This window comes from Aneurinibacillus migulanus (assembly GCF_001274715.1).
In the GTDB taxonomy this organism is placed as follows: domain Bacteria; phylum Bacillota; class Bacilli; order Aneurinibacillales; family Aneurinibacillaceae; genus Aneurinibacillus; species Aneurinibacillus migulanus.
On record NZ_LGUG01000004.1, the window covers coordinates 4538422 to 4563604 of the forward strand.

29 protein-coding genes and 1 pseudogene are annotated in these 25183 nt (G+C 47.8%); 2 read left to right on the top strand and 28 right to left on the bottom strand.

All coding sequences use genetic code 11. The features are described from left to right. Nucleotides 1-11 precede the first annotated feature (11 nt). The 3 genes from dapB to AF333_RS23645 are packed head-to-tail and all read right to left on the bottom strand — an operon-like array spanning nucleotide 12 to nucleotide 1749. Entirely contained in the window at nucleotides 12-812 is an 801-nt protein-coding gene (dapB, locus tag AF333_RS23635; protein ID WP_173585741.1) for a 4-hydroxy-tetrahydrodipicolinate reductase, read from the bottom strand. Nucleotides 813-814: 2 nt separating this feature from the next. Then, nucleotides 815-1354, bottom strand: coding sequence for a tetratricopeptide repeat protein (locus tag AF333_RS23640; RefSeq protein ID WP_043067900.1), 540 nt, complete (start codon nucleotides 1352-1354; stop codon nucleotides 815-817). 50 nt (nucleotides 1355-1404) lie between these two features. Beyond that, on the bottom strand, nucleotides 1405-1749 hold the full coding sequence (locus AF333_RS23645; protein WP_043067901.1) for a nucleotide pyrophosphohydrolase: 345 nt from the start codon (nucleotides 1747-1749) through the stop codon (nucleotides 1405-1407). Nucleotides 1750-1870: 121 nt separating this feature from the next. Between AF333_RS23645 and AF333_RS23650 the strand changes: the two genes are divergently transcribed. Then, nucleotides 1871-2728, top strand: a complete 858-nt coding sequence (locus tag AF333_RS23650; RefSeq protein ID WP_043067902.1) for a YitT family protein — start codon at nucleotides 1871-1873, stop codon at nucleotides 2726-2728. A gap of 249 nt (nucleotides 2729-2977) precedes the next feature. Here AF333_RS23650 and AF333_RS23655 read toward each other — a convergent pair whose 3' ends face one another. The 13 genes and pseudogenes from AF333_RS23655 to AF333_RS23710 form a co-directional block, all read right to left on the bottom strand. Then, on the bottom strand, nucleotides 2978-3820 hold the full coding sequence (locus AF333_RS23655) for a sporulation protein YpjB (protein WP_043067903.1): 843 nt from the start codon (nucleotides 3818-3820) through the stop codon (nucleotides 2978-2980). Between the two features lie 54 nt (nucleotides 3821-3874). Beyond that, a complete protein-coding gene (locus AF333_RS23660) occupies nucleotides 3875-4480 on the bottom strand; it encodes a DUF1405 domain-containing protein (RefSeq protein ID WP_043067904.1) in 606 nt (201 codons plus the stop codon). A 144-nt stretch (nucleotides 4481-4624) separates the two neighbouring features. Beyond that, nucleotides 4625-4981: a c-type cytochrome gene (locus AF333_RS36995; protein WP_255322194.1), complete on the bottom strand. Its 357-nt coding sequence runs from the start codon at nucleotides 4979-4981 to the stop codon at nucleotides 4625-4627. Continuing rightward, nucleotides 4976-5749 (bottom strand): annotated as a pseudogene (locus AF333_RS23665) (c-type cytochrome); the annotation flags it as partial. The gene AF333_RS36995 and the pseudogene AF333_RS23665, both read right to left, overlap by 6 nt. A 36-nt stretch (nucleotides 5750-5785) precedes the next feature. After that, nucleotides 5786-6457 carry a menaquinol-cytochrome c reductase cytochrome b subunit gene (gene qcrB, locus AF333_RS23670; RefSeq protein WP_021622606.1) on the bottom strand — a complete coding sequence of 224 codons (672 nt, stop codon included), beginning with the start codon at nucleotides 6455-6457 and terminating at the stop codon, nucleotides 5786-5788. 6 nt (nucleotides 6458-6463) lie between these two features. Then, the gene (locus AF333_RS23675) at nucleotides 6464-6988 is read right to left on the bottom strand and encodes a ubiquinol-cytochrome c reductase iron-sulfur subunit (protein WP_043067905.1); all 525 of its coding nucleotides are present in this window, start codon (nucleotides 6986-6988) and stop codon (nucleotides 6464-6466) included. 176 nt (nucleotides 6989-7164) lie between these two features. Then, the gene (locus tag AF333_RS23680) at nucleotides 7165-7635 is read right to left on the bottom strand and encodes a DUF2487 family protein (protein WP_043067906.1); all 471 of its coding nucleotides are present in this window, start codon (nucleotides 7633-7635) and stop codon (nucleotides 7165-7167) included. Nucleotides 7636-7720: 85 nt separating this feature from the next. Next, nucleotides 7721-7936, bottom strand: coding sequence for an IDEAL domain-containing protein (locus tag AF333_RS23685; RefSeq protein ID WP_407638663.1), 216 nt, complete (start codon nucleotides 7934-7936; stop codon nucleotides 7721-7723). A gap of 187 nt (nucleotides 7937-8123) precedes the next feature. Then, nucleotides 8124-9221 carry a hypothetical protein gene (locus tag AF333_RS23690; protein ID WP_052520557.1) on the bottom strand — a complete coding sequence of 366 codons (1098 nt, stop codon included), beginning with the start codon at nucleotides 9219-9221 and terminating at the stop codon, nucleotides 8124-8126. A gap of 140 nt (nucleotides 9222-9361) precedes the next feature. Beyond that, nucleotides 9362-10444, bottom strand: a complete 1083-nt coding sequence (locus AF333_RS23695) for a tetratricopeptide repeat protein (RefSeq protein WP_043067908.1) — start codon at nucleotides 10442-10444, stop codon at nucleotides 9362-9364. 186 nt (nucleotides 10445-10630) lie between these two features. Continuing rightward, nucleotides 10631-11260, bottom strand: coding sequence for an anti-sigma factor family protein (locus AF333_RS23700; protein WP_043067909.1), 630 nt, complete (start codon nucleotides 11258-11260; stop codon nucleotides 10631-10633). 2 nt (nucleotides 11261-11262) lie between these two features. Continuing rightward, on the bottom strand, nucleotides 11263-11856 hold the full coding sequence (locus AF333_RS23705; RefSeq protein ID WP_043067910.1) for an RNA polymerase sigma factor: 594 nt from the start codon (nucleotides 11854-11856) through the stop codon (nucleotides 11263-11265). A 72-nt stretch (nucleotides 11857-11928) separates the two neighbouring features. Further along, nucleotides 11929-12963 carry a hypothetical protein gene (locus AF333_RS23710; protein ID WP_043067911.1) on the bottom strand — a complete coding sequence of 345 codons (1035 nt, stop codon included), beginning with the start codon at nucleotides 12961-12963 and terminating at the stop codon, nucleotides 11929-11931. 397 nt (nucleotides 12964-13360) lie between these two features. Here AF333_RS23710 and AF333_RS23715 point away from each other — a divergent pair, with 397 nt between their 5' ends. Then, a complete protein-coding gene (locus tag AF333_RS23715; RefSeq protein ID WP_043067912.1) occupies nucleotides 13361-13543 on the top strand; it encodes an aspartyl-phosphate phosphatase Spo0E family protein in 183 nt (60 codons plus the stop codon). Between the two features lie 123 nt (nucleotides 13544-13666). Here the strand turns inward: AF333_RS23715 and AF333_RS36255 are convergent, their stop codons facing one another. The 12 genes from AF333_RS36255 to aroB form a co-directional block, all read right to left on the bottom strand. Continuing rightward, nucleotides 13667-13804: a hypothetical protein gene (locus AF333_RS36255; protein ID WP_235496914.1), complete on the bottom strand. Its 138-nt coding sequence runs from the start codon at nucleotides 13802-13804 to the stop codon at nucleotides 13667-13669. A 61-nt stretch (nucleotides 13805-13865) separates the two neighbouring features. Beyond that, nucleotides 13866-15149: a 3-phosphoshikimate 1-carboxyvinyltransferase gene (gene aroA / locus AF333_RS23720; protein ID WP_043067913.1), complete on the bottom strand. Its 1284-nt coding sequence runs from the start codon at nucleotides 15147-15149 to the stop codon at nucleotides 13866-13868. Nucleotides 15150-15163: 14 nt separating this feature from the next. Beyond that, complete coding sequence (locus tag AF333_RS23725) at nucleotides 15164-16267, bottom strand: prephenate dehydrogenase (RefSeq protein WP_043067914.1); 1104 nt, start codon at nucleotides 16265-16267, stop codon at nucleotides 15164-15166. A gap of 50 nt (nucleotides 16268-16317) precedes the next feature. Then, on the bottom strand, nucleotides 16318-17397 hold the full coding sequence (gene hisC, locus AF333_RS23730; protein WP_043067915.1) for a histidinol-phosphate transaminase: 1080 nt from the start codon (nucleotides 17395-17397) through the stop codon (nucleotides 16318-16320). Between the two features lie 38 nt (nucleotides 17398-17435). Further along, entirely contained in the window at nucleotides 17436-18257 is an 822-nt protein-coding gene (gene trpA / locus AF333_RS23735; RefSeq protein WP_043067916.1) for a tryptophan synthase subunit alpha, read from the bottom strand. Beyond that, the gene (trpB, locus tag AF333_RS23740) at nucleotides 18254-19459 is read right to left on the bottom strand and encodes a tryptophan synthase subunit beta (RefSeq protein WP_043067917.1); all 1206 of its coding nucleotides are present in this window, start codon (nucleotides 19457-19459) and stop codon (nucleotides 18254-18256) included. The genes trpA and trpB overlap by 4 nt, the downstream gene beginning before the upstream one ends. Beyond that, on the bottom strand, nucleotides 19437-20111 hold the full coding sequence (locus tag AF333_RS23745; protein ID WP_043067918.1) for a phosphoribosylanthranilate isomerase: 675 nt from the start codon (nucleotides 20109-20111) through the stop codon (nucleotides 19437-19439). The genes trpB and AF333_RS23745 overlap by 23 nt, the downstream gene beginning before the upstream one ends. After that, nucleotides 20108-20923 carry an indole-3-glycerol phosphate synthase TrpC gene (gene trpC / locus AF333_RS23750; protein WP_043067919.1) on the bottom strand — a complete coding sequence of 272 codons (816 nt, stop codon included), beginning with the start codon at nucleotides 20921-20923 and terminating at the stop codon, nucleotides 20108-20110. The genes AF333_RS23745 and trpC overlap by 4 nt, the downstream gene beginning before the upstream one ends. Further along, entirely contained in the window at nucleotides 20913-21938 is a 1026-nt protein-coding gene (gene trpD, locus AF333_RS23755; RefSeq protein ID WP_043067920.1) for an anthranilate phosphoribosyltransferase, read from the bottom strand. Before trpD ends, trpC begins: the two co-directional genes overlap by 11 nt. Further along, nucleotides 21931-23451, bottom strand: a complete 1521-nt coding sequence (trpE, locus tag AF333_RS23760) for an anthranilate synthase component I (RefSeq protein WP_043067921.1) — start codon at nucleotides 23449-23451, stop codon at nucleotides 21931-21933. Before trpE ends, trpD begins: the two co-directional genes overlap by 8 nt. Nucleotides 23452-23705: 254 nt before the next feature. Then, a complete protein-coding gene (gene aroH / locus AF333_RS23765; protein WP_043067922.1) occupies nucleotides 23706-24080 on the bottom strand; it encodes a chorismate mutase in 375 nt (124 codons plus the stop codon). Next, nucleotides 24080-25180 carry a 3-dehydroquinate synthase gene (gene aroB, locus AF333_RS23770; RefSeq protein ID WP_043067923.1) on the bottom strand — a complete coding sequence of 367 codons (1101 nt, stop codon included), beginning with the start codon at nucleotides 25178-25180 and terminating at the stop codon, nucleotides 24080-24082. The genes aroH and aroB overlap by 1 nt, the downstream gene beginning before the upstream one ends. Between the last annotated feature and the right edge of the window lie 3 nt (nucleotides 25181-25183).

Here is a 25183-nt window from a genome sequence, read left to right on the forward strand (position 1 = left end):
GGTTTCCCCTCTTATACCATAATATTTTCTAGACCGTATATCAGACCAGTATGTTCCATGACTTTCTTAATGGCAAGATTAACACCAGGCATAAACGACTCGCGGTTAATAGAATCATGGCGGATGGTTAGCGTCTGTCCTACCGCTCCGAAAATTACTTCCTGATGGGCTACAAGCCCCGGCAAACGAACGCTATGAATACGGAATCCGTTATAATAACCGCCCCGAGCACCCTCGATTGTTTCCTTTTCCTCTGGATGTCCTTGTCTTAGTTCTTGACGTGCCTCCTGAATCATTTCCGCTGTCTTAACTGCCGTTCCGGACGGAGCATCGAGCTTCTGATCATGGTGCTGTTCAATAATTTCAACATGCGGCATATATTTGGCCGCTTCCTGGGCGAACTTCATCATTAATACCGCCCCAATGGCAAAATTGGGCGCAATAATAGCGCCGATACCATATGTTCGGCATAACTTGTCCAGCTCTTCAATATCTTCCGGTGTAAATCCGGTTGTACCGACTACGGGACGAACGCCTGCTTCAATCGCTGTTACCATATTTTGCTTCACCACATGCGGAGTTGTAAAGTCGACTAATACATCCGGTCTGTACTTCTCTAAAGCCTGTCTTACATCCGGCACAAAAGGTGCTGAGAGAGCACCTAGCCCAAGTACATCACCTACGTCTTCTCCGTTGTATTTCGGATCAACTCCGCAAACAAACTGCAGCGCTTCATCCTTCATAAGCATTTTTACCGCTTCTGATCCCATCCGGCCGCGTGGGCCGGCTATCGCTACACGAATTTTATCCATTATTATGCCTCCCCCTTCTTTTTTTTCTCTGCTATTACTTTTTCCCGGCAACGTGTAAGCAATGTTTTTGCTTCCGCCGAATTCGGGTCAAGCCACACTGCCTGACGGGCGGCTTTGCGTGCCTCAATATACCTTCTACGTAGAAAATAAATCTGTGCAGCTACATAATGGGCCCGCACATATAACGGATCGAGCGCCACCGCTCGTTCAATGAGAGCAAGCGCCTGCTCCTCTGCTCCATCCTCTAAGCGCTGCACCGCCTCTTCTGTATATCGGCGGCAAGACAAACGTTTATGTTGTAGGATGAACTTTTCGTTATTTGGCTCCAAGTTCAATGCTTTTTCAATCGTCTGGACAGCCAAGGCCAGCTGTTGATTCCTCGCATACGTAACGGAGAGCTTAAAATAGTACGCCGCATTAGCCGGATCGCACTGTATCGCCTTCTCGAATGCGCGAACCGCTCGCGTGAAATCATGGTCGAACAACGCACGATACGCTTCTTTTATATAGTGTTTACCCGCCTGATTTTTCTCTGTATCCATTGCCTCACATCCTGATTTGGCCTATGGTATACAGTATATGTACTCGCCATTTACTCTGTGTCGATTTTTGTCCACCGGTCCTTGTCACGCGTATTAAATTTATGCATCATCGCATGAAAGGCCTCTTCCAGGTTAATATTAAGTGAATTAGCAAAACAGACAAGGATGAAAAGACAATCTGCAAGTTCCATATCAATTGTATTTTCAGCTTCGTCCTTGCGTTTCGGTTTCTCGCCGTAATAATGATTCACTTCACGCGCCAATTCACCAGTTTCTTCGGTCAATCGGGCCATCAACGCAAGCGGCGAAAAATACCCTTCTTTAAACTGGCCGATGTATTCGTCGACTGTACGCTGCATCTCAGCGATTGTCATGGATTGCTTCTCGTCCGGCATATTGCTCCCCCCTTTGCGGCTATATGTATATTCTGTATTTCTTATGTTACCGCAGAGGTGGAAGATTGACAAATTTCCCGGTATAATATCCATGATCTAGCATTTATCTGGGAGGAACTACATGAACTATCACCTGCGCAATATTTTTGCCATTCTGCTCGGCTCCGCGATTATGGGATTCGGTATTAACTATTTTAATATCGCTAACCGGCTAGCAGAAGGCGGCATTACAGGGATTACCCTGCTTCTAAAATATACGCTTGATTGGGATCCGGGCATTACGAACCTCGTATTGAATATTCCTTTGCTGTTCGTCGGCTGGAAGATGCTCGGTCGGCAGTCGGCAGTCTACACGATTATCGGAACTGTTAGCGTATCTGTATTCCTGACCCTTTTCTCTTCATTTCGCCATCCGATGGAGAACGATACGCTGTTGGCTGCACTGTATGCGGGTGTAACGGTCGGGCTTGGCCTAGGACTTGTATTCCGCTTTGGTGGAACGACAGGCGGGGTGGACATCCTGGCACGATTGGTGAATAGATATTTGGGCTGGAGCATCGGCCGTACGATGTTTATTTTTGATATCTTCGTTATCGCTTTGTCGCTTTATTATCTCAATCTCGATTTGGCAATGTACACACTTGTTGCGCTGTTTGTGGCAGCCCGTGTCATCGACTTCGTACAGGAAGGTGCATATGCAGCTAAAGCAATTATGATTATCTCGGATCATGCCGTGGATATTTCCCAACGCATTATGCAAGAGATGGGACGGGGCGCCACGCTACTGAAAGGGCGCGGCGGCTATACGGGTCTTGACAAGGAAGTGCTGTATTGCGTCGTCAGCCGAAATGAAATCGTTCGTTTCAAAAATCTGGTGCATAAAGTCGATCCCCATGCATTTATCATTATTAATGATGTACATGAAGTGTTCGGTGAAGGCTTTACGCTCGATGAGCAGAAACAACCACTGCAAAAGTAAGTAGCCGAGCGAGTGAAAAAGAAAGGCCCGCGCTTTTCCGGGTCCTCCACCTTACAGGAGACAGGAACAAAAATAAAGCACCATTTCCCCAAAAGCGATATACTACAGGCAACTGTCTCCCTTTATGGAAAAACCACGGTGTTTTGCCTGCACGCTTTTTAGGGAAAATGGTGCGGACCCAAAAGCTTCTTTACAAGAAAGACAGGGCCTATTTCTAATCCCGCTCCCCGCTTTCCAAAAAATTCAAATTTATGGTTCTCTTCGTTTTCTCTTCTTTGCATCCTGCTCTGCCTTATATTTTCTCCATCCCACATAACCAAGCGAAGTTAGAACGACTGATGCAAAGAGCGCAATAATAAGGAGTGGGGAATCCGGAGGCATCCCGGGTGCAAAAGCGGACCTATCTTCTCCGACAAAAATAGCATCTACAAGACGATTCAATTCAGTAAGGGCATTAGTAATTCCTTCCCAATTGTATTCCGCCTTTCTCGTCTCCTGTAGCAAAAAGCTATAAATCGAATACAAAGCCTCCATCTGTTGCGCAGACGCAGCTACCGTAATAGCGGGCTTTAGCGTCTGATAAAGCTGTAGATTCTGGGCAAAAGCCTGGGAGAATTCAGCCTGCTTGTGTCCTGCACCCAGCAGCATCATTTTGTTGATATGTTCCTGATAAGAGCTATAGTAGTTCTTCCATAATGGCTGCTTCTCATGTGTTAAACTATCAATTGCCAAACGTATCTGTAAAGCATGCCATAGTAAACGGTTCGGCTCCAACTTCACTGCAGCAAACGCACGTTTCGCTTTGATAATCGTATCAGACAACGCGTTAACCGCCTCAATCGATAATCCTTTGGGCGGTTTCGTCTCTGCAAACAACGCTCCCAAACTTGCAAGTTTTTCTTTCGCTTCAGGGTACTTTCCTTCCTTGGCTAACTGGTATACATCTTGCGACAGAACATCCATCTTTTGATATACTGACATCGTCTGCTCCGGTACTCTGGCGGAGAAGACGCGATGATCCAGCACGGACCAACCCGTGTAAAGAACCGCGCAGAGGAACATAACACCTACTAGAACAATGATTTTTTTCACGACTCGTCCTCCCCCTCTTACCACATATGTATGAAAGAGAGGACAAGGATATGTTTACGATCTTTGCGTACGTTGATAGAATCGAACCAAAGCATAGACAAGCCACAGGCTAAACAGACTCAGCCCTACAGTCGCCCATCCGACTACATTGTGGTACGTCTCCAATTCATCGGCAAGCCATGGATGAATATCGAGCGTATAGTCAAGCAAATCATTCAGTAATGTCCAGGCTGCCACATACAAAATATGGCGCAAGCGCAACGTATAAAACCTTGCATACAATAAAGATTCCAACGCCATACCCCCATGCGACGCCATCAGCATATAATGCTGCCAGTTGAGCTGGTCACCCAGCGCAGCACCAGCCACAATTACCGCCACTGCCCATACTCCGTATTTGAAATTCGTCACGGCAGCAAATGCCTCCAGTCCCGGTATGCTGCGTCCCACAAGCATTGCAATAAGCACCAGCGTAAATAATGTGCTCGCGGTCGGGCTATCAGGCACAAAAATTCGCAGGAAGGCAGGGGACGTCATCTCTAGCTGGTAAGCATACCAGATGTAGCCGTATATCGAACCGAGCCCGTTAATTACGATCATCATCCAGAGAAACCAGCGGGTACGCAAAGAAGCAATAAACCAATTCCATACTGTTATCATATTGTATTCATCCTTTATGTAATAACTAGCCTTTTCTATTTTATCATTCTATGGTGATGTGAAAAAGCCAGACGGAAATCCGCCTGGCTTTTTGCTTATCCTGGACCAACGGGCAAGCACCCGCTGATGGAAGTTTTACTTTGATTACTTCACTGTTGTCAAGTATTCAATCATAGAGCTCATCTGCTGGTCAGACCAACCGGCACCAAGTGGCGGCATTCCACCACGTCCGTTCTTCAGCACTTCTACCACACCTTCCGGCTTAAGCCTATCAACGACGCCAGCCAGACTCGGCCCAATGCCGCCCTCCAGGTTTTGACCATGGCAAGAAAGGCATTGACTACTAGCCATCGTTTTGCCTTCTTCAGCCGTTCCACCGGTCGGAGCCGTCGCACTTGCGCCACCTTTATCTGCTTCTCCGCCTTCCGGCTTCTTCTCCTCAGTAGCAGGAGTGGAAGTACCACCGCCACCGGCTGCATCGCCTTTGCCATCGCCTTTCAGGCTGGCAAGGTATTTAACAAGCTGGTCAAGCTCTTCCGGAGAACCGTTAAACATACCCTTCGGCATTGCGCCACGGCCGTTTACGATCACATCATGAATGGCTTTCTCGTCAAGGTGTCCGCCTACATTCCATAACGGAGGCCCAGATACACCCTCCATATTTCCACCGTGACATCCCTGACAGCTTGCCTGTTTCGTCCAAATCTCATCTGCTTTAAAATCAGCCGGTGGCTTCGCAGCCGCCGCGCCGCCAGCACCTGCAGCCGGCTTCGGATGGAGACGATTGTGCTCGTCAATCGCGGCCCATGTAAGGTAGAAAATACTTACGATCGAAAGCAGCATAATCCCCGTTGCCACGGGACGCTTCGAAGGTTTGCGCTCCGGAGACGTATCAAGCCAAGGAGCAAGCACCAGTGCTCCGAATGCAATCCCTGGCACGATCACTACCCCAAATACAACCCAGTTGCCTGACTGCCAAGGGTACTTCAGCAATTGGTAAAGAAACAAGAAATACCAATCTGGAAGCGGTATATATGACGCATTATTCGGATCCGCCTTTGCCTCTAGCGGTGACGGATGGCTAATAGTAAGAATAAGAAAAGCGATTAAGACAACCGCGGCAACCATCCATTCTTTCAATAAGAAGTTTGGCCAGAACGCCTCGGATTTGCCCGGAAATTCTGCATAAGACGGAGCGATGTTCGGCATTCGCTTTGCGGGTACGCGCGAGTCACCGACATACTCTATCGTCTTGTCGTGCTTTGCCATTGAATTACCCCCCTTGTCAATGGATCGAACTCCATCTTATAGCGGTCCAGAGATCCCCTGTCTCCGAATCATGATAAAGTGTGCGCCCAGCAAAGCGAACAGGGCACCCGGCAGGAAGAATACGTGAATCGCGAAGAATCGTGCAAGCGTCTCGGCGCCGACAATCGGTCCACCCTGCAGCAGCGTCTTAATGAAGCCGCCGATAAACGGAACCTGCTCCGCAATCTGAATACCTACCTTAGTCGCAAAATACGCTTTATTGTCCCACGGAAGAAGATAGCCTGTGAAGCCTAGTCCAAGCATGACGAAGAAAATCAACATCCCAACAACCCAGTTCAATTCACGCGGACGCTTGTAAGCTCCCTGGAAGAATACGCGTAATGTATGTAAGAACATCATTACAATAACTAGACTTGCCCCCCAGTGATGCATACCACGAACGATTACCCCAAATGCAACTTCGTTCTGCAAGTATTTAACTGACTCATACGCATTGATAATATCCGGTACATAATACATCGTCAGAAACATGCCGGACAAAATCTGAATAACGGTAATAAAGAAAGTAAGTCCACCAAAACAATAAACAAACGCCGAAAAGTGGTGGGCCGGGTTTACGTGTTCAGGCACTTCATGGTCCGCGATGTCACGCCACATCGGGGTAACATTCAGACGCTCATCGACCCAATCGTACATTTTGCGGATCATGTTACATTATGCCCCCTCTGCAATCTTGTTTGCCTTCACTTCACCGAGCAGTATTTTGCCATCTTTCACTTCGACTTCATACTGATCGAGTGGCTTCATAGGCGGTGTACCCGGAATGTTCTTTCCGTTTTTCTCATACCGGCCCAAATGACACGGACAGAAGAACTCGTTTTTGTACTTTGCATCCCCATTCCAATTCACCGTACAGCCCAAATGCTTACAAATCGGTGAAAGCGCAATCACTTGATCGCCCTGCTTGTAGACCCAGGCCGTGAAAGGTGTTTCCTGTTCGCCTGTCCACACGTCCACAATCTTCTTTTTGAAGCTAATGCTTTTCGGCTCTTCGGTAATCTCGCTCAAGCTCGCTACAGGAACTTTACCGCCCTCGGCGCCCGCTTTCTGCAGGGCCGGATCGATTGCGAACTTAACCATCGGTGCTAACATCCCAGCTGCTAGAAACCCGCCGACTCCAGTAAGACAATAATTGAGGAATTGTCTTCTGGATACCCCTTTGTTGTTACGTTCACTCATGCTCTCTAACCTCCTATCCTTATGATAACGTCCGGATGGACGGCAACATTATCACACATCTTTACTAGGACATAACCATCATAAATGGAAGGGTGCCTACTGTCAAGAATTTGCAATACAGGAAACACTATAGTTTCCAGTGCCTTTTTGCTTATTGTTATATAATTTGTCACAATTCATTTCAATTCATTCTGCCAAAGTGCAATGCAGCTTTTCACAATGCGGTTGCTCTCACTTAACGCTTTTTCAAGAAATAATTTTGTATCCGTTTTTTCTTCAGGCGGTGCTGCAACTACATAGGCTTGTACTCCTTTTTTCATAAGTTCTATTGACAACGTGCTATCATTCGTAACAACTATACAGTGAGGAAACCGCTGAATAAGTGCCTGAATATTCTGTTCGATAAACGTAGTGGAAATTCCTTCATTCATTTCCTTTTTTCTTGCGACAAATAAAGTTTGAAACAAAAACAAACGCCCTGTCAGTTGTCGTTCTGCATAGCCGCATACTCTCTCAAGCCAGAACTGCCCCTTAATCCAGCTCTCATCCCACTTCTCTTCAGATGATACGCACACCGGATACAGCAACGTATCCACGTATTCTTCCATCATTATGATTTGTTCCATATCTTCTACTTTCCAACGCATCGTTACATCCTTCCCCTCTTTATATAATCATAAAAAAAAACCCGGAGTTTCCGGGTTTTAGCTTATCATATCCTTTGCTTGCACGCTACGTAAGTGCCTTACGTTGCACTTCTTTCAACTCTCCGGTCAACTCCTTGAATCTCGCTTCGTCACCGGCTTCCAACGCCTCGTCAATATTCTTATAAAGATTATCAATTCGATATTTGCGGATAGCTTCATCCAGAACCATTTCTGCCATAAGACTCAGTGTTGAAGGATTTACAATGTTTTGTTTTTGCTTTTCCATTTGTTTTCCCTCCATTCGATGTGCACCGCTTTGATTCGTTTTTTATCCGTTTGCCTGCTATAGCGAGCGTCTCAACATTCACTCTTTAATAGTTATAATTTTCTGAACTAATTATCTTTACTGCCGTCCGCGATCCCTATGCCGGCAGAGAATAAGATTTCCTATTATACATCATATTCTCGTCCGTAGAATGTGTACTCAATTATTTACAATTTTGTGTCTTATTTAATAAAAATTTACCCCAATTTGTTAACGAATAAACAGGAACGTCCGGCGTGTGTATTCCTCGCCGTAACAACCCCAAGTGAACCATCATGGAAAGCAGGCGACGGCGAATCACCTCTTCTTCAACGTCATAGTAAAAAGGGCGGACCCAATTTCGCAGCGCACGTATCAGACTCGCTTCTTCCCGCCACTCTTCATCACAAACACAGGCAAGTAACATCCATAGGCTTTCAATAGTCGGAATTGCTTTTTTGTAAGATAAAAGCCAGTATGCCATGAGACGCTCCGCGCTCTCGCCTTGTTCTATCTCTTGTGTCAGTGTCTGCTTTGCTCCTTCTTCCGTCAATGTCAATATTTCTTCTCTTTCCTGCAGCCACTGCTGATGATACGCAAAATCATATAGCAGCGCCAAACGATCCGGATAATCCCGGAACCTTCGTCCATATCCGAAACGCCATTCCTTTCCATCGATTAACTCTTCACGCACGGCCATAAGCTCCATTAATTTCTGCTGTTGTTTTCGGTACATCACACCTTCTTTAGACAGCGGTACACGGCTCGTCTGCACGTATCTGAGCAGTTGCTGTACATCATGCGCCATTGCGTATGTGTCATCGCGGTATGCATTGGGTCTCGTATAATTACCATATGCAGCTTCACACACTTCTTTAACAAAAATCTCCCGCCATTTTTGACGCAGATCATCTGGCATCGTGTAGACAAGCGCATACGATTTTCGAATACGGAACAACCAGCCCCCGTCTAATGCGCGATCCAGCAGCTTTTCATGTTCACCGTGCCGAATCTCTTCCTTGAATGCTTTTCTTGCTCGGCTTAACAATGCTTCACGCGAATATTCCTTTCGCTTCTCAAACAAAAGAGGAAGTAGAAATCTTTTCTCTTCCCAGGTGAGCTGATCGTGCAAACCCTGACAAAACCCGGAGGAAGTCAATCGATTATGCAATCCCTGAACCAGCTCGTGCTTCGAATGGATGTTGCATGTAAGCCCGCAGGCAGAAGCCAACTGGTGCAGTTGTCCAATATCAGCAAAGACAAGCGTATCAGCCAGGTTCATTCGAATTTCCCCTTTCAGGAGATACTGTTACCTGCCAGTATTGACCGAAAGAAAAACAACGTATACTTAGAGAATGAATTTTTTATACCTGCAACGTAAAAAGCAGACTCCCGCACACGCGGGAATCTGCTTTTGCTTATTTAGTGCCGAAGTAAATTTTGATAGCGTTCTTGTGCATCAGCTACCGTTTCCTCCCCGTTCAGTGCCTGTTCGTAAAAAGCGAGAGCATCTTCTACCTTTCCTTTCGCCTCTGCGACACGTCCCTGCCAATACCAGTACACCGGATCTTCTTCGTCCAATTCGCGAAGCCGCGCAAGCGCCTCAGCCGCCTCATCCCACTTTCTCAATTCAATGACAAAACGCAAATAACCAGGAAGAAGCCTCTCTTCCTCGATACGAAGCGATAACGCTTGCCGGTAAATGGCCACAGCTTGCTCACGCATGCCCAGCTTCCATAACGCTTCCGCCAATAGCGGGTATGCCACCATATAATCCGCATCCGCTTCGATAAGGCGTGCCAGATAACGTACGGCCCGTTGCCAATCGCCGATTTGATATGCCGTCATGCCTGCCCCATATAACGCTTCAGCGTCGCTTCCATCTTTATCTAGCTTTTCATATAGTGCAAGCGCCTCTTCGAACTCCCCTTGCCGTGCGGCCAAACGAGCCCGCTCATGCAAAATCTGCGACTCATCTTCGAACCCTTCAAGCAGTTGCCATTTTTCTATTGCTCGTTCGTTTTCACCTTGTTCCGCATATAACTTTCCTAATAAGTACTGAATTTCTTCATTGTCCGGTTCAAGTTCAACGGCACGCTCAAAATAGCGAACCGCCACCTCCGTAAGCCCATCTATGAGAAACAGTTCGCCAAGCAGCGCATATACACGGTAATCATCCGTTCCCGCCTCTTTTATCGGTAAAAGGGCGTCCATCGCTTCTTGCAATCTGTCCAAATCAATATAAAGCGAAGCCCGATACACACTCATTTCTCTTTGAACTTCGTCATCCCACTCCAACCGTCGCACTTCCATTCCTTCCAAAATCTCGAGCGCTACGTCGTGATGCCCTAACTCATGATAAATATTTACCAACTGCAGCCCCAGAATCGGATCATCCGTATGGCTATCCCGAATGTCTGCAAGCTCGGTAAGCCCGCCTTCAATATCGCCTGCTTCCAATAACGCGATGGCCCGGTCAAGCTGTATCTGCCATTGTTGTCTCATGAAAAAACCTCCCTGTATGAGGATGTTCAAAAAGTCCAGGAAACAGAACTGCGAATTTCTGCGTTGCCCCTCCGCCACTCGGGTCTATCGCGCCTTGAACTTCACGGCCCTGTTTGTCTTCCTTTTTAAACAAGCTCTATATCTGTTCACCCTCCGGCAAAAAGAAAAACCGTCCACAATGAACGGTCAGCCTGCATGTTTCTTCGAGCGCGAAAGCCAACTCATACTAACCACAGTAACCAGTATACCAAACAATGCCGAGAGCAGACCATAATGAACGTGCGAAGGTTGCTCTTTCGGCGGCAAACTGTAGGAAATAGGAGCATTTGAGCTAGCAATTACGCCATATTGAGTTGTCGGGATACTTTCGTTTTTTTCCGGTGAAAAGCGCAGTGATTCAGCAGAAGCAACCATATCTGTTGCCGTATCAAATGCCGCTGGATGCATAACTTCGCTCAGTTGCTTTCCGAGGATAAACACAGGGAGAAAAGAAGCAAGCAATAAAGTAATCGCCAGACCCGTAATCCACTGTCTAAGAGGTCTCGGAATTTCGCGGGCTCTTTCCGGTGCAGGAGAAGCCCACTTATTCTCTTGCAGAATCCGTTCCATTACTTTATCGGAGACAGAGAGATGCTCGTATGTCGTAGGCAGGACGGGTGAATGAAGGAATGCTTGGTTCGAATCTATGTAAAATGCATGTTCATCCTGGCACGCTTCGCACTCTTCCAGATGTTTTTCTACTTCTTTTTCCTGTGTTGAAGATAGCTTGCCATCCATATAATCCGCAAGCAGCCGTTGCACGGTCTTGCAGTTCATAGCTATCTCATTCCTTCCGCTTCATCGAACTGTGCATCGAGCATATATGGCTCAAGCTGCTGCTTAATACTATGACGCGCACGGAACAAAAGTGACTTTACGGAACTGACCGTCGAATCGAGTATGACGGCGATTTCTTTATAATCCAATTGCTCGTATTCCCTGAGAATAAGAGCGGTTCGCTGTTTCTCAGGAAGTTTGTTAATGGCCTGGCGCACAAGATGAACCCGCTCCGTACGCAACAATTCCTGTTCAGGCAGCCTATCGACAGAAATGCGCGCAGGTTGCTGCTTGCTATCTTCCAGATATACTTCGGAGTTCCGGCTCTTCCTTAATTCACTCAATACGGTATTGCGGGCGATGGTATAAAGCCAAGTCGAGAAGGACGCTTCAACATCCCGGAACGACTGGAGGCTGCGGAATGCTTTGTAAAACGTTTCCTGTGCCAAGTCTTCCGCCATATCCTCCATATGGTAGCTTTTAAGCATATGCAGAATAAACGCGAGAATTCTCCGTTCGTACCGGTTAATCAATTCTGCATAGCATTCCACCCGGCCATCTTTGATTTCGCGAATTAACTGGGAATCGGTGACCAATATCTGTTACCCCCTTGTTGTCTTCCACTCCCTTTGCGCCATGCCGTTGCACTGCATCGGTATTCGACGTTATCAGAGAGCTATGTTGCATCTATTTGCATCTTTTTCTGTAAATAGTAAGTATTTGTTTCTTCTTCCTCTCGTATAGACGAGGGAAGGTGACCAAAAGGTTGCAGGGTTTTTAAAGTTTTTTTTCGGAAGAAGAAAAAAATCGGCTTCTGACCCCGATACGAGCGCTCCTTTTTGAGGATATGCACCGAATAACCTAGCCGGCTGCCGAGCTCCTACCTCCACCATTCTCCGCAGCGTCCGCTCGTTCACGGGAAGCTTCCCGAACCCTGTGGAGGAAGCAGAGAACTCTCCGAATTGTTTTCTGTCGTAAGAAAGCTCCGAGTCCTTGTCCATTTCCCACGTAATATAAGCACCATACGAACGCTTTCGGTCAGAGATGCTTTTGACGATTTTAGGATGCTCATCCAGTATAAGTGAAATCCCCCTATATTCCAACATTGTAACTAGCAGCGGCATATGCTCTGCAAGCCAGCGTTTTCTTTCACGCAACGTGCATTCCTCTGCAAAAGATAGCTTAAGAGCAAGCCGATAGCGAGAAAAACCCGCCAATAGCAGTGACCAGAATGAAGCCGAAGGTGAATCAGAGGGACACATAATCATTTCGAGCATCGGAATACGATGCGCAAGGACAGCCCGGATAAGCGATTCATTCACTAAACGATACGGTACACGCAACCGAACTCTATACTCAAGCCAGCTGTTATGATGCATGGCCAATTCATATGCGAGTGTCGTACGCCAGTTTGTCGCATGGTTTACCGTCAAATCATCGACATAGGCGGTATACCCTTCCCGAAGCCATTTTTCCTGCATATGCTTGAACCCTTCAGCATTCGTTCTCTCACTTCCTAGTGAAGAGCCAAAACGAAATAAGCCAGGGAGCATATAACAATCGCTCCCATCTATTTCTTTTATCGGCGGCTTCGGTGGAATGTGTTCATGGATATAATGGATTATTTGATCTTGAACCCATACATCAGCCGTGAAACAGCGTTCTGAATTTACGAGAGTAACCCCACGCACAATAAACTCCATCTTGCCCGTCCCCCATTCATTTGTTTATCTTCAGCAAAATTAGAAATTTCGCTGGTTCGCCTCAGATATAACAATCCATGGACATATCATATGGGAGTGCTCCCGTCATATCACACGCTATGCTACTTGCCGCATAAGATGAGTTTGTCCGATAAAAGCAGGGCACTTTCGACTTTTTATGCACGTTTGCTTCTTCGCAACTTTTCGAAGGTAGGTGGAAAAATAAGAGTCTGTCCTACATCCATACATATGCGGCGTCGAAAAAAACATACCTAAAAGATATCGTGTTATAATTTGTCGATTGATTAGGGCTTTCCCCAAGTCCTATCACATACTACAATGGAACATGTGACTGTATCATATGATCAGATATGTAACTGGTAAGGAGGGGTGGTCCGTGGAAGAAAGAAAATTAATTCAATTAATCACGGAGAAAAGGCGCTCTATGCACTCTCTTTATATACAGGCAAACAAGAATTTACGTGATGAGAAAGTGCTGGCTGCAAGTAAAGAAGTCGACCGCTTAATTAATGCGATTATGAAGCAGCGTATGGCCGCACGCAGTAAAGTCCACTGTTAACATCGAAGATTCTTACACATATACGAAACAGCGAAGCGGTACGATCTGTACCATAGCGCAAACACGAACAGGGCGCGCACCATGTTTGTTTCTTTTCTGCAAAATCTTAAGGAAAAGAAACGGTCACGGTACGCGCCCTGTTCGCCTTGCTCCGCTATGCAATACAAGCAAAAAAAACCCGCCTCGGCGCATGGCACGAAGCGGCATGGGAAATTCCCATATATGGATAGGAGTGGAGAGAAACCATACTATAATTTTCATTATAGGGTTTCTCTATTAAAAGTCAACCTTTTATTCAGACTTGTTTTATTTTTTTCACATTTCACTCACTTATTTGCTGGAGTGTTGCAAAAAAGCCAGGGAATGACACATCGATGGATGCTGCGTTCAGTACGGTCGTTTCGCCGGCAGCAGCCAATCCCGCAACCGCAGCAGCCATACCGATGCGGTGATCACCATGGCTATCACATACGGCCCCGGTAAGTGGCGTTCCACCATGAATAATCATTCCGTCCTCGGTCGGTTCAATATGGGCGCCCATTTTACGAAGTTCCGCCACTACCGTATCAATCCGGTTCGTCTCTTTTACTTTAAGCTCAGCAGCATCCTTAATTACGGTTACACCTTCTGCTTGCGTAGCAAGCACAGCAATCACCGGAATTTCATCAATGAGACGCGGAATAATCTCCCCACCGATTTCGATACCTTTGAGTGAAGAATAAGCAACCTCAACATCCGCCACCGGCTCCCCGTTTACGATCCGCTCATTATGTAACATCAGCCCTGCACCCATCTCTTTAAGAACATCAATAATACCAGAACGTGTCGGGTTTATGCCTACATTCCGTACGATAATACGGCTGTCCGGAAGCATGGCAGCGGCCACCAGCGGGAATGCTGCCGATGAAATATCTCCTGGCACGTGAATGCGTCCTGGAGATACTAATCGCTGTCCCCCACGTACACGTACGCCCCCGGTAAACGATTCGACTTCCACACCAAACGAACGTAACATTCTCTCCGTGTGATCACGCGACACTTCAGGCTCATATAGCGTTGTCGTCCCTTCTGCCTGGAGTCCGGCGAGTAGCACGGCTGACTTAATCTGAGCGCTGCTTACCGGTGAGTGGTATTCTATCCCTGTAAGTTTGCCACCACGAAGCGAGAGCGGTGTATATTCCCCGTTTTGCCGACCTGCAATGTCAGCACCCATCTGGCGCAGTGGGCCCGTTACCCTCTTCATGGGGCGTCTGGCAATAGATTCATCGCCAATGAGCACACTGTGAAAAGGCTGCGTCGACAAAATCCCCATCATAAGTCGAATAGTCGTACCGGAATTACCAATATCAAGAATATCAGCTGGTTCGGTAAGACCGTACCAGCCTTTGCCTTCTACCTGTACACGGTCGCCGTCCTGTTCGATGGCAATTCCGAGTTTACGAAAACAAGAAATCGTACTTAAACAATCGGCCCCTGGAAGAAACCCCTCAATTGAGGTTGTACCTTCCGCAAGTGCACTGAACATCACCGCTCGATGTGAGATGGACTTATCACCGGGTACCGTAATATCTCCTTCAACTCGTTGTACGCCTTGAATGGTTGCCATTATACATCCGCCTCCTATTCTCGCTCATATACGCTGTAACCTTCGTCTTTCAGTATGTGGGTTGCTTTCTCCATATCTTCATGACTACGGAATGAAATGCGCAGCACACCGAGAATATCTTCCCGGGTTTCCAGAATGCTAATATTCGTAATGCTGATTTTCTCTTTCCCGAGCAAAGTTGTTACCCGGGCAATAACGCCTGGTTCATCCGGAATATCCACATATAAATCGAAGTAAGGCTGCAATGCGCCCTTTTTCTTCTCAGGTAATGCATTACGGAATGTGCGGGCTTCAGCGAAAAAACGTTCAATGCCTGGACCGTCCGCCCTTTCGATTAAAACAGAGATACGTTCCATAATTTGCTTTAAATCTTCCGCCATCTTTTTCATTACCGGGCGGTTATTCAGTAAAATATCACGCCACATGCCTGGATTACTAGAGGCAATACGCGTAATGTCGCGGAAACCGCCCGCAGCCAAACTCCGATACCAATCCATCTCATCCGCTTCACTATAGGAGGCGACCTGGTTCACCAGCGCAGATGCGATAATATGAGGAAAATGGCTAATTGCTCCGACAACCTCATCATGCCTTTGTGCATTCATCACTACCACTTTGGCATGCGTAGGTACAAGAAGCTCTCTCAAGCGTTCTGTCACAGTCGTTGGCGTATCTTCCGCCGGAGTTAACACATAATATGCATTTTCAAACAGGCGATCATGCGAAGCCTCCACACCTGATTTATGCGAACCAGCCATCGGATGACCGCCAATAAAGTATACACCTCGTTGTGCGAGCCCATGAGAATGCTCCATAACCGACACTTTAGTACTACCGGTGTCGGAAATGACTGCGCCTTCTTTAAGTGGCGTATAACGTAAAAATGAAATCAACTCCTGCAGTTTGCCTACAGGAGCGCATAAAAAGATGTAATCGGCCTGCGCTACCGCTTCAGCCAAATGGGTCGTTCCACTATCGATGACACCGAGCGATCGGGCCATGCGCAAGTTTTCTTCCACTACGTCGAAACCAGTAATATGTACATCTTCGTTTTTTCGGAGCGAAAGTGCCAGCGAACCGCCGATAAGCCCTACTCCTAGAATTGCAATCTCAGTCATGCCTTTGCCTTCTCCTCCACTCTATCGAAAAAGGCCGCGGCCCGCGAGAACTACATTCTCGCAGGAGCCAATACAGATTTTAGTGCGGCCAGCATTTTTTTGTTCTGTTCCTTGCTTCCAATCGTCACACGAATCGCCTGTGGAAACGCACGAATAATAACGCCTTGTTTAAGCATCTCCTGAAAAATCTCTTTCGAATCGCGCTCCGGCATAATATAGACGAAATTGGTCTCGGAACGATAATAAGGTACACCCAACGTATCCAGTTCTGCATAAACCTGGGCTAATCCTTCGGCATTGGCCTCTTTGCACTGTAGAACAAATTCCTGATCAGCAAGAGCGGCAAGGGCGGCCTTCTGAGCAAGATGGTTCACATTGAACGGCTCGCGCACACGGTTTAGTTTATCGATGATATCTTCTGCCGCTACACCATAGCCTACGCGCAGAGCTGCGATGCCATAAATTTTCGAAAACGTGCGCAGTACAATAATATTCTTATATTTTTTAAGCAGATCAAGCGATTTCGGGAAAGCTTCACTCTTTACATACTCTACATAGGCTTCGTCCAGCACCACCAACGTCTGATCCGGTACCTGGTCAAGGAAACGAATTAATTTCTCCTCCTCAATCATCAAGCCGGTCGGATTATTCGGATTGCACACCCAGACAACGCGCGTCTGGTCATTAATACGTGCAAGCATCGCATCCAAATCGTGCGCTCCGTTTACGCATGGCACTTCGATAACCTCCGCACCTTCAATCGTCGCGTTCGTTTTATATACAGAAAACGTAGGGGTCGCCATGACCGTATTTGTGCCAGCTTCCAGATAGGCGCGCACGATAAGCATGACAATCTCATCTGATCCGTTGCCGAAGACAAGTTCCTGCTCCCCTACCTTCAGGAATGAAGCAAGTGCGCTGCGCAATTCTAGGCAAGCGCCGTCAGGATAAATCGGCAGTTGATCAAGTTCTGCAACAATGGCTTCTTTTACTCTTGGCGAGCTACCAAACGGGTTTTCATTGGAAGCCAATTTAACTACTTCAGTTAAACCTAGCTCCCGTTTTACGTCTTCGATCGGTTTGCCCGGTTCATATACGGGCAGATTGACAATCCGGGTTTTTGGAATCATTCTCTCACCTCTCGCATGTTTTCACTGTTTTTCATCCATCATACCCTAGATTGCAACTGTTGTACAAATCTTTTTACTATACGGAAACCTTCTTCCTTTGTTTCTTCATGTGTGAGAAGAGGCTCTGCTTCACGGATTTTTTCGAGTAAGGCACTGCCAACGATAAATCCGTCGCTATACGGTGCAACCATCTGTGCCTGTTCAGCACTGGAAATACCGAAACCGACCGCAATAGGAACAGATGAAAAAGCACGAACCTGTTCGAGGAAGCGAGTAACCCCCTCATCAAGCGTTGCACGGGCACCAGTAACACCAAGTGAAGATACGCAGTATAAAAATCCTCTCGCTCGTGAAGCGATCATCTCGACCCGCTGTTCTGATGTAGGAGCTACTAGCTGGATAAGAGGACGGACATACGTTTGTGCCAACGCTTCAATGTCCCCCGCCTCCTCCACAGGCAAATCAGGAATGAGAATGCCGTCTATTCCGAATGCTTCCATATCCTTGAACAAACGCTCTGGCCCATATTGAAGTACAGGATTGATATACGTAAACAGCACCAATGGAACGGTAAGTCCTGCTCTTCGCATCTCCGCTGCCAACTCCACTGTTCGTCCTATGGTGATACCGTATGAAAGCGCCTGCGCGGATGCATGCTGAATCGTCGGCCCATCCGCCAGCGGATCTGAATACGGAACCCCCAGTTCAATCACTGTTGCCCCTTCCTCCTGAAGCGCAAGCGCGATATCCACCGTCAATTCAGGAGTTGGATACCCGGCTGTAATGAATGGAATAAATGCCTGCTTTCCTTTTGCAAAAGCTGCTGTGATACGTTCTGCGCCTGTTTTTGTACCAATCATGCCTGATTGCCCCCTTCACGCTCATAAATTTGGGTAACATCTTTGTCGCCGCGTCCTGACAGGCAAACAACAATAATTTCATCCGGGGACAATGTTGGGGCAAGCTTAATCGTCTCCGCGACTGCATGCGCACTTTCTAACGCAGGAATAATCCCCTCTTCCCGGCACAACATACGCAGCGCATCTAATGCTTCCTCATCCGTTACTGCATGATACGCAGCCCGTCCGCTATCATGCAAGTATGCATGCTCCGGTCCCACACCCGGATAGTCCAGGCCGGCAGAAATCGAATGCGGTTCAGTAATCTGTCCGAACTCATCCTGAAGCAAATATGTCATCGTACCATGAAGCACGCCACGCGTTCCCTTCGTAATAGTAGCCGCGTGTTTGTCCGTCTCGACGCCATGTCCAGCTGCCTCAGCACCAATTAACGAAACCGACTTATCCTCTAGAAACGGATAAAACATACCTATTGCATTGCTACCTCCACCTACACATGCCACAACATAATCTGGCAGACGGTGTTCGGCCTTAAGGATTTGCGCTCTTGTTTCATCACCGATAATACGTTGGAAATCCCGTACCATTTTCGGATATGGATGCGGTCCGGTGGCAGAGCCGATAATATAAAAAGTGGTATCCACTTTGCTCACCCAGAACCGAATGGCCTCGCTGGTTGCATCCTTTAACGTACGCGTACCAGAATATACTGGGACTACTTCTGCTCCAAGCAATTCCATACGAAACACATTCAGCTTCTGGCGTTTCATATCTTCTTCACCCATAAAAACTTTGCACTTTAGCCCGAGGCGAGCTGCCACAGTCGCCGATGCAACACCGTGTTGACCCGCGCCAGTTTCCGCGATAATCTCACGCTTGCCCATCCGCTTGGCCAAAAGCCCCTGTGCCAGTGCATTGTTGATTTTGTGTGCACCAGTATGATTCAAATCTTCCCGCTTCAAATAAATACGTGCCCCACCTAATTTTTCTGTCAGCCGTTCTGCATAATACAATGGTGTAGGGCGCCCGGAATATTCCTGCAGAAAATATGCAAGCTCTTCCTGGAATTCTTTGTCCTGCAATGCATCTTCATATGCTGCCTCTAATTCATCCAGTGCATTAACAAGCGTTTCCGGTACATATCGACCACCAAATGCCCCAAATCGACCTCTACTCTTCTCACTCAACTGTGCTCTGCTCATACTCTCTCATCCTCTCTATGATTTTCCGCATTTTCGTCATATCTTTCTTTCCATTCGTTTCCGCTCCGCTAGAGATGTCCACACCATCGGGATTGTACTGCATAAGCAAATCGGATACGTTGTCTGCATTAATTCCACCTGCCACTAACAGTGGAATGCCTTGTGTACGGCTCCATGCAAGGTATGGAGCCATGCGCTCCCAGTCAAATGTTTTCCCCGTACCACCACGCAGCCCCTTAGATGCAGTGTCCAGCAGCATATAATCAATGCTGCCGGTATAGGTAGCCAACTCCGGTTGCGTCGAATTTTCTGCATATGTTCGAATGCTGAATGTTTTCGTTACTGCACAACCAAATCGTTCACGTACCTCCCGGCAAAAGGCAGGGGATTCGTCACCATGTAATTGTACAATATCAAGTGGTGCAGCTTTGAAGACCGTGGTAATATCTGCAAAAGACGGATTCACAAACACGCCTGCCGTCTTCGTTACACCCGGAATTAGCAGAGAGAGTCGTTCCCATTGTACGACCTCAATCCGGCGCCTGCTCTCAGCAAATACGAAGCCCAGTTGATCAGGTGAAAGTTCTGCGGCGCTCATCTCTACCAACGTCTCCGTATCCGTAATACCGCAAATCTTCAACAACGGCTTCATCGGTTTGTCTCCATAACCGGACTATTCACCGAGCCTACCAAATCGTACACCGCATTCTCGATCTCCGATTGACGCATAAAATGCTCCCCTACCAACACACCGCCAATGCCCGCCTCAGCTAACTGTGAAATTTGCTCCGCCGAATGAATGCCACTTTCGCTAATCGTTACGAAGGAATCGGGTAGGCGCTCAAGCAATGTAAATGTAGTAGTAAGCGAAGTGTTGAACGTTGCTAAGTCTCGGTTGTTTACTCCAAGCAAATCCGGCTCTATCGCATCAAGTACATCATCAAGCTCCTGTACCGTATGTACTTCCACGAGCGTTTCCAGTCCGAGCGCCTTCGCTTCCTTAGCCAGCGTACGCAACTGTTCGCGGTCCAGGATGGCGGCGATAAGCAGTACGACATCCGCTCCGTATGCCCGTGCTTCATACAACTGTAGCGGGTCAATCATAAAATCTTTGCGTAGCAACGGAATCGGCTTATGCAACGCCTGCTTAATCTCGTTCAGGAAAGAAAGATGCCCCTGAAAAAACTTTTCATCCGTCAGCACAGATATGCCTTCTGCATCTGCTGCTTCATATGCCCGGGCGATAGCCAGGGGATCGAACGGCTCTCGAATTAATCCACGTGACGGAGACGCTTTTTTTACCTCGGCAATAACGCCGACCTTACGCGAACGTTCCAAAAAACGCCGTTTCAGCGATAAGCAGGGGGCCATGTCTGCTATTTGCCGCTCTAATTCCGTAAATGATGTTCGTTCATACAACCGCGTTACTTCCTGTTGTTTCTGCGCCACAATCTTACGAAGCATGACTTACCCCTCCTGTCACTTCAACTAACTGCTCCAGCTTCTGTTTTCCTTCCCCCATATCCAACAACTCCTGCACTAAGCGGACGCCCTCTGCAATGGATGACGCCTTGTTGCCCAGATAGAAAGCCGCAGCAGCATTCAATACAACAATATCGCGGTATGCACCTTTCTCTCCATCAAGTACACGCTGGATTATCTCGGCATTTACCCGTGCATCGCCCCCGGCTACCTCAGCCAGTGGATACGAATCTAAACCGAACATTTCCGGATGAACCGTATAAGAAGAAATCATCCCATGGTTTACTTCCACGATGTAGGTTGGCTCGCTGATACTGATTTCGTCCAATCCGTCGGCGCCTGCGACAACAAGTGCTCGTTTGACTCCCATTTCGTTCAGCACTTCTGCTACCTTCAGTCCCAGATTCTTATCATAGATGCCCAACAGCTGTCGATCAGCACGCGCCGGATTGGTCAGCGGTCCCAGTAGATTAAATACGGTGCGGAAGCCGAGTTGATGCCTCGGTTCCACCGCGTGCTTCATTGCCTGATGATATTGTGGAGCAAACATGAAGCAGAGATTCGTCTCCGTTAGACAACGCGTCGCTGCCTCTGGTGTGCTTGTAATTGTAACGCCGAGCGCCTCCAGCACATCGGCACTGCCGCTCTTGCTCGATACGGCCCGGTTGCCGTGCTTGGCAACCCGTACGCCACCCGCCGCTGCAACTAGCGCGGCCGCTGTAGAAATGTTAAACGTTCCACCTCCATCGCCGCCCGTACCGCACGTATCTAGCAGTCCTTCTCCACATATATCCAGTCGAATCGCTTTTTCACGCATTGTTTCCACAAATCCGACGATTTCGTCCACTGTCTCCCCTTTCATACGAAGGGCCGTCAAAAAGCCAGCAATCTGTATCGGCTGCGCTTCACCCTCCATAATAAGCCTCATAGCTTCACGCGCTTCATCGCGCGTAAGCGATTCACCGTGCGCCACCTGACCTAGCAATTGTTTAAACATGCATTCTCATCTCCTCTATGCTCATCATTTTCTCAGCTAAACTCAACGCGTGTATCATCGCACCCGCTTTATTTCTTGATTCTTCGTATTCATCGTCCGGCACAGAGTCTGCTACGATACCGCCTCCGGCCTGAATATACGCTTTCCCGTCTTTGAATACAATCGTCCGGATAACAATGCAGGAGTCGAGATTTCCTCCAAAACTGAAATAACCGACTGCCCCGCCATAGAAGCCTCGTGTCTGACCTTCCAATTCCGCGATGATTTCCATGGCTCTTATTTTCGGTGAACCGGACAGCGTTCCAGCCGGAAAGCAAGAGGTAAGCGCATCAAACGGTTCCATCCCGTCGGCAAGCATCCCCTGAACGTGCGATACCATATGCATGACCCGAGAATAATACTCTACATCCATCTGCTGTGTTACCTCTACGCTTCCATAACGTGCAACTCTTCCGATATCGTTACGACCTAAATCAAGCAGCATCAAGTGCTCGGCACACTCTTTTTCATCAGCAAGCATCTCGGATGCAAGCGCCGCATCTTCCTCTTCGTTTACACCACGACGTCTTGTTCCAGCAATGGGCCTCGTTTCCGCCTTTCCATCATTCACTTTCACGAGCAATTCCGGTGATGTTCCGGCAACTGTAACACCGTCAATTTCAAAGTAATACATGTAAGGAGATGGATTGGTCAAACGAAGAATGCGGTAAACAAGCAACGGATCCGCCGTATGCTCCACCGAGAAGCGCTGTGACAATACAACCTGGAAAATGTCTCCCGCAGCGATGTACTCTTTCGCCTGTTCTACCATTCTCACATACGATTCTTTCGTGATGTTAGTCTTCACCGCAAGCTGCTTTCCTTCTGCAGGAATGTTGTCAATACGAGTGAATGCGCGTGTCTCTGATTCAGTGATTTCACGTACTAGCTCACATATCCGCACACACGCTTTCTCGTAAGATGCGGCTAGCTCCTCATCTGTCATATCCTTATCTGCTTGCATGTTGACAATGACCTTCACTTCTTGCTTTACATGATCATATGCAATCACTTCGTCGACAAAAAGTAAATGTATCGTATCTAGTTGCAGTTCATCATGAGCAGCTTTCGGGAGTTCTTCGACGAATCCGATTGTATCGTATCCGAGCAAACCGACTGCACCACCAGTGAAGGGAGGCAGACCGTCCAATTTTGGACTGCGGAAATGGGAAAGCTGACGGCGCAGCGCATCGAGTGGATTGCCTTCCGCTATCTTGCGCTCACCGGAACGGTATGAAAGCTCAAGCTTTGCATCTTTTACACGGCATTTCAGAAATGGGTGCAGACCGATAAAGGAATAGCGGCCGAAACGGCTGCCTGCCTCTACGCTTTCTAGCAAAAATGAATCAGGTCTGCGCAAACTTTGATATAAGTGAATAGGGGTCGCCTGATCGGCTAAAAGGGAATACGAGACGGGAATAAAATTATAGCGTAAGGCAAGTTCCCGCGCCTCAGCTAACGATGGGGTAAACATATGGTTGTCACCTCTCCTCTCATCAGGGAAGAGGGCCTAAAGAAGAATATAAAAAATCCAGGGCTAACACAGCCCTGGATTCGAAAATGTCTGTTCCGTACGTACTTCATCAACAGATTTCCGCTCTTCTCAGGCTCTGCTCTTCTCAACTATCAAACATAACTCTGCTCTTGCTCTCAACTCTATCTCACTTCATCTGTTCCTATTGTTCTCAGCATATCGGCTTTTTGCCTGACTGTCAACCATTCTTGCTCTTATTTGACCTGCGAATTCAAATCAGGGCGTAATGCGGCTGCTCCCTCTAAAAAAATATGCCGGATATCACGAATCGATTTCTCGGTATTGACCAGCATCATAATACGGATGCACTTCTCCAGACTACCTGGTACCGGAATCTCATTCGAGCACATCAACGGTACAAGATCGAATCCCGGAATTGCACGCACTCCGCGTGCCGGAAACACCGCATCCAAATCGTGCGTAACTGTAATCATGACGCTTGCCACGTCCTCATGCTCTATTTCGTTCGCCTCGATCACGCTTCGCATTAGCCTCTCGGTTGCCTCAAGAATGGCGGCTTCTTCGTTTACAGCCACAGTAATCGCACCGCGAATCCCTCGAACTGCCATTACGACTTCCCTCCTTCTTGCAGTGCGTGCAATACATCACGCACCGGCTCTTCTGCTATATCTTTTCTAATCTCTACTTTACCAATAGTGGTTGGCAAGACAAATACAAGCTTGCCTCCTTCACCTTTTTTATCGCGTCGCATAGCCTCAATGACTGCGTCCGCTTCCATGACATATGGAAGCGCAACGGGAAGGCTGTACTGTTCGAGGATACGGCGTGTACGATTGCTAATAGAGGATGCTATACCGAGTCGCTCAGCCAGCATCGCAGCAGCAACCATGCCAATGGCAACCGCCTCACCGTGATTCAGTTTCTCGTATCCGCACAGCGCTTCAAATGCATGGCCAAACGTATGACCCAGATTCAGAATGGCACGCAGGCCCCGTTCCTTCTCATCCTCCGAGACAACTGCAACCTTGACGCTACAGGCGCGGAGCAGCGCTTCCTGTAGAAGATTATCATCAAAACGCTGCAATCCATCCGCGTTTTGTTCAAGCCATTCTACAAACGTCTCATCCCAAATCAGTCCGTGCTTTATTACCTCAGCAAATCCGGCGGCCACTTCGCGGGACGGGAGTGTTCTGAGAAGCTCGGTATCATATGCTACAAGACGCGGCTGGTGGAACGCGCCGATAATATTCTTGCCAAGCGGATGATTAACTGCAACTTTGCCGCCCACACTGCTATCATGGGCCAGCAGTGTCGTCGGGATCTGTACAAAAGCAACGCCTCGCATATATGTCGCTGCCACAAATCCGGCCAGATCACCGACAACTCCGCCACCAAGCGCAAGGAATGCAGATTGGCGATCCAATCCTGCCTCAAGCGCTTCTGTCATCACTCGCTCATATACGGAAAGGCTTTTCGCTTTCTCGCCTGCTTCTACGATGCTGTGATATATCATATAACCGGCAGTGCGAAGTACCGCTTCAACTTTGTCCAAATATAGAGGAGCTACGTGCTCATCGGTTACAATGAACAGCTTGCGCCGATTATCAATACTAGCCTCTTCAAGCAAGCGAGGCAATTCGCCAAGCACCCCAGCACCAATCCAGATCGGATACGAACGCTCTCCTAGTTCTACCGTCAACCGTCTCATCGG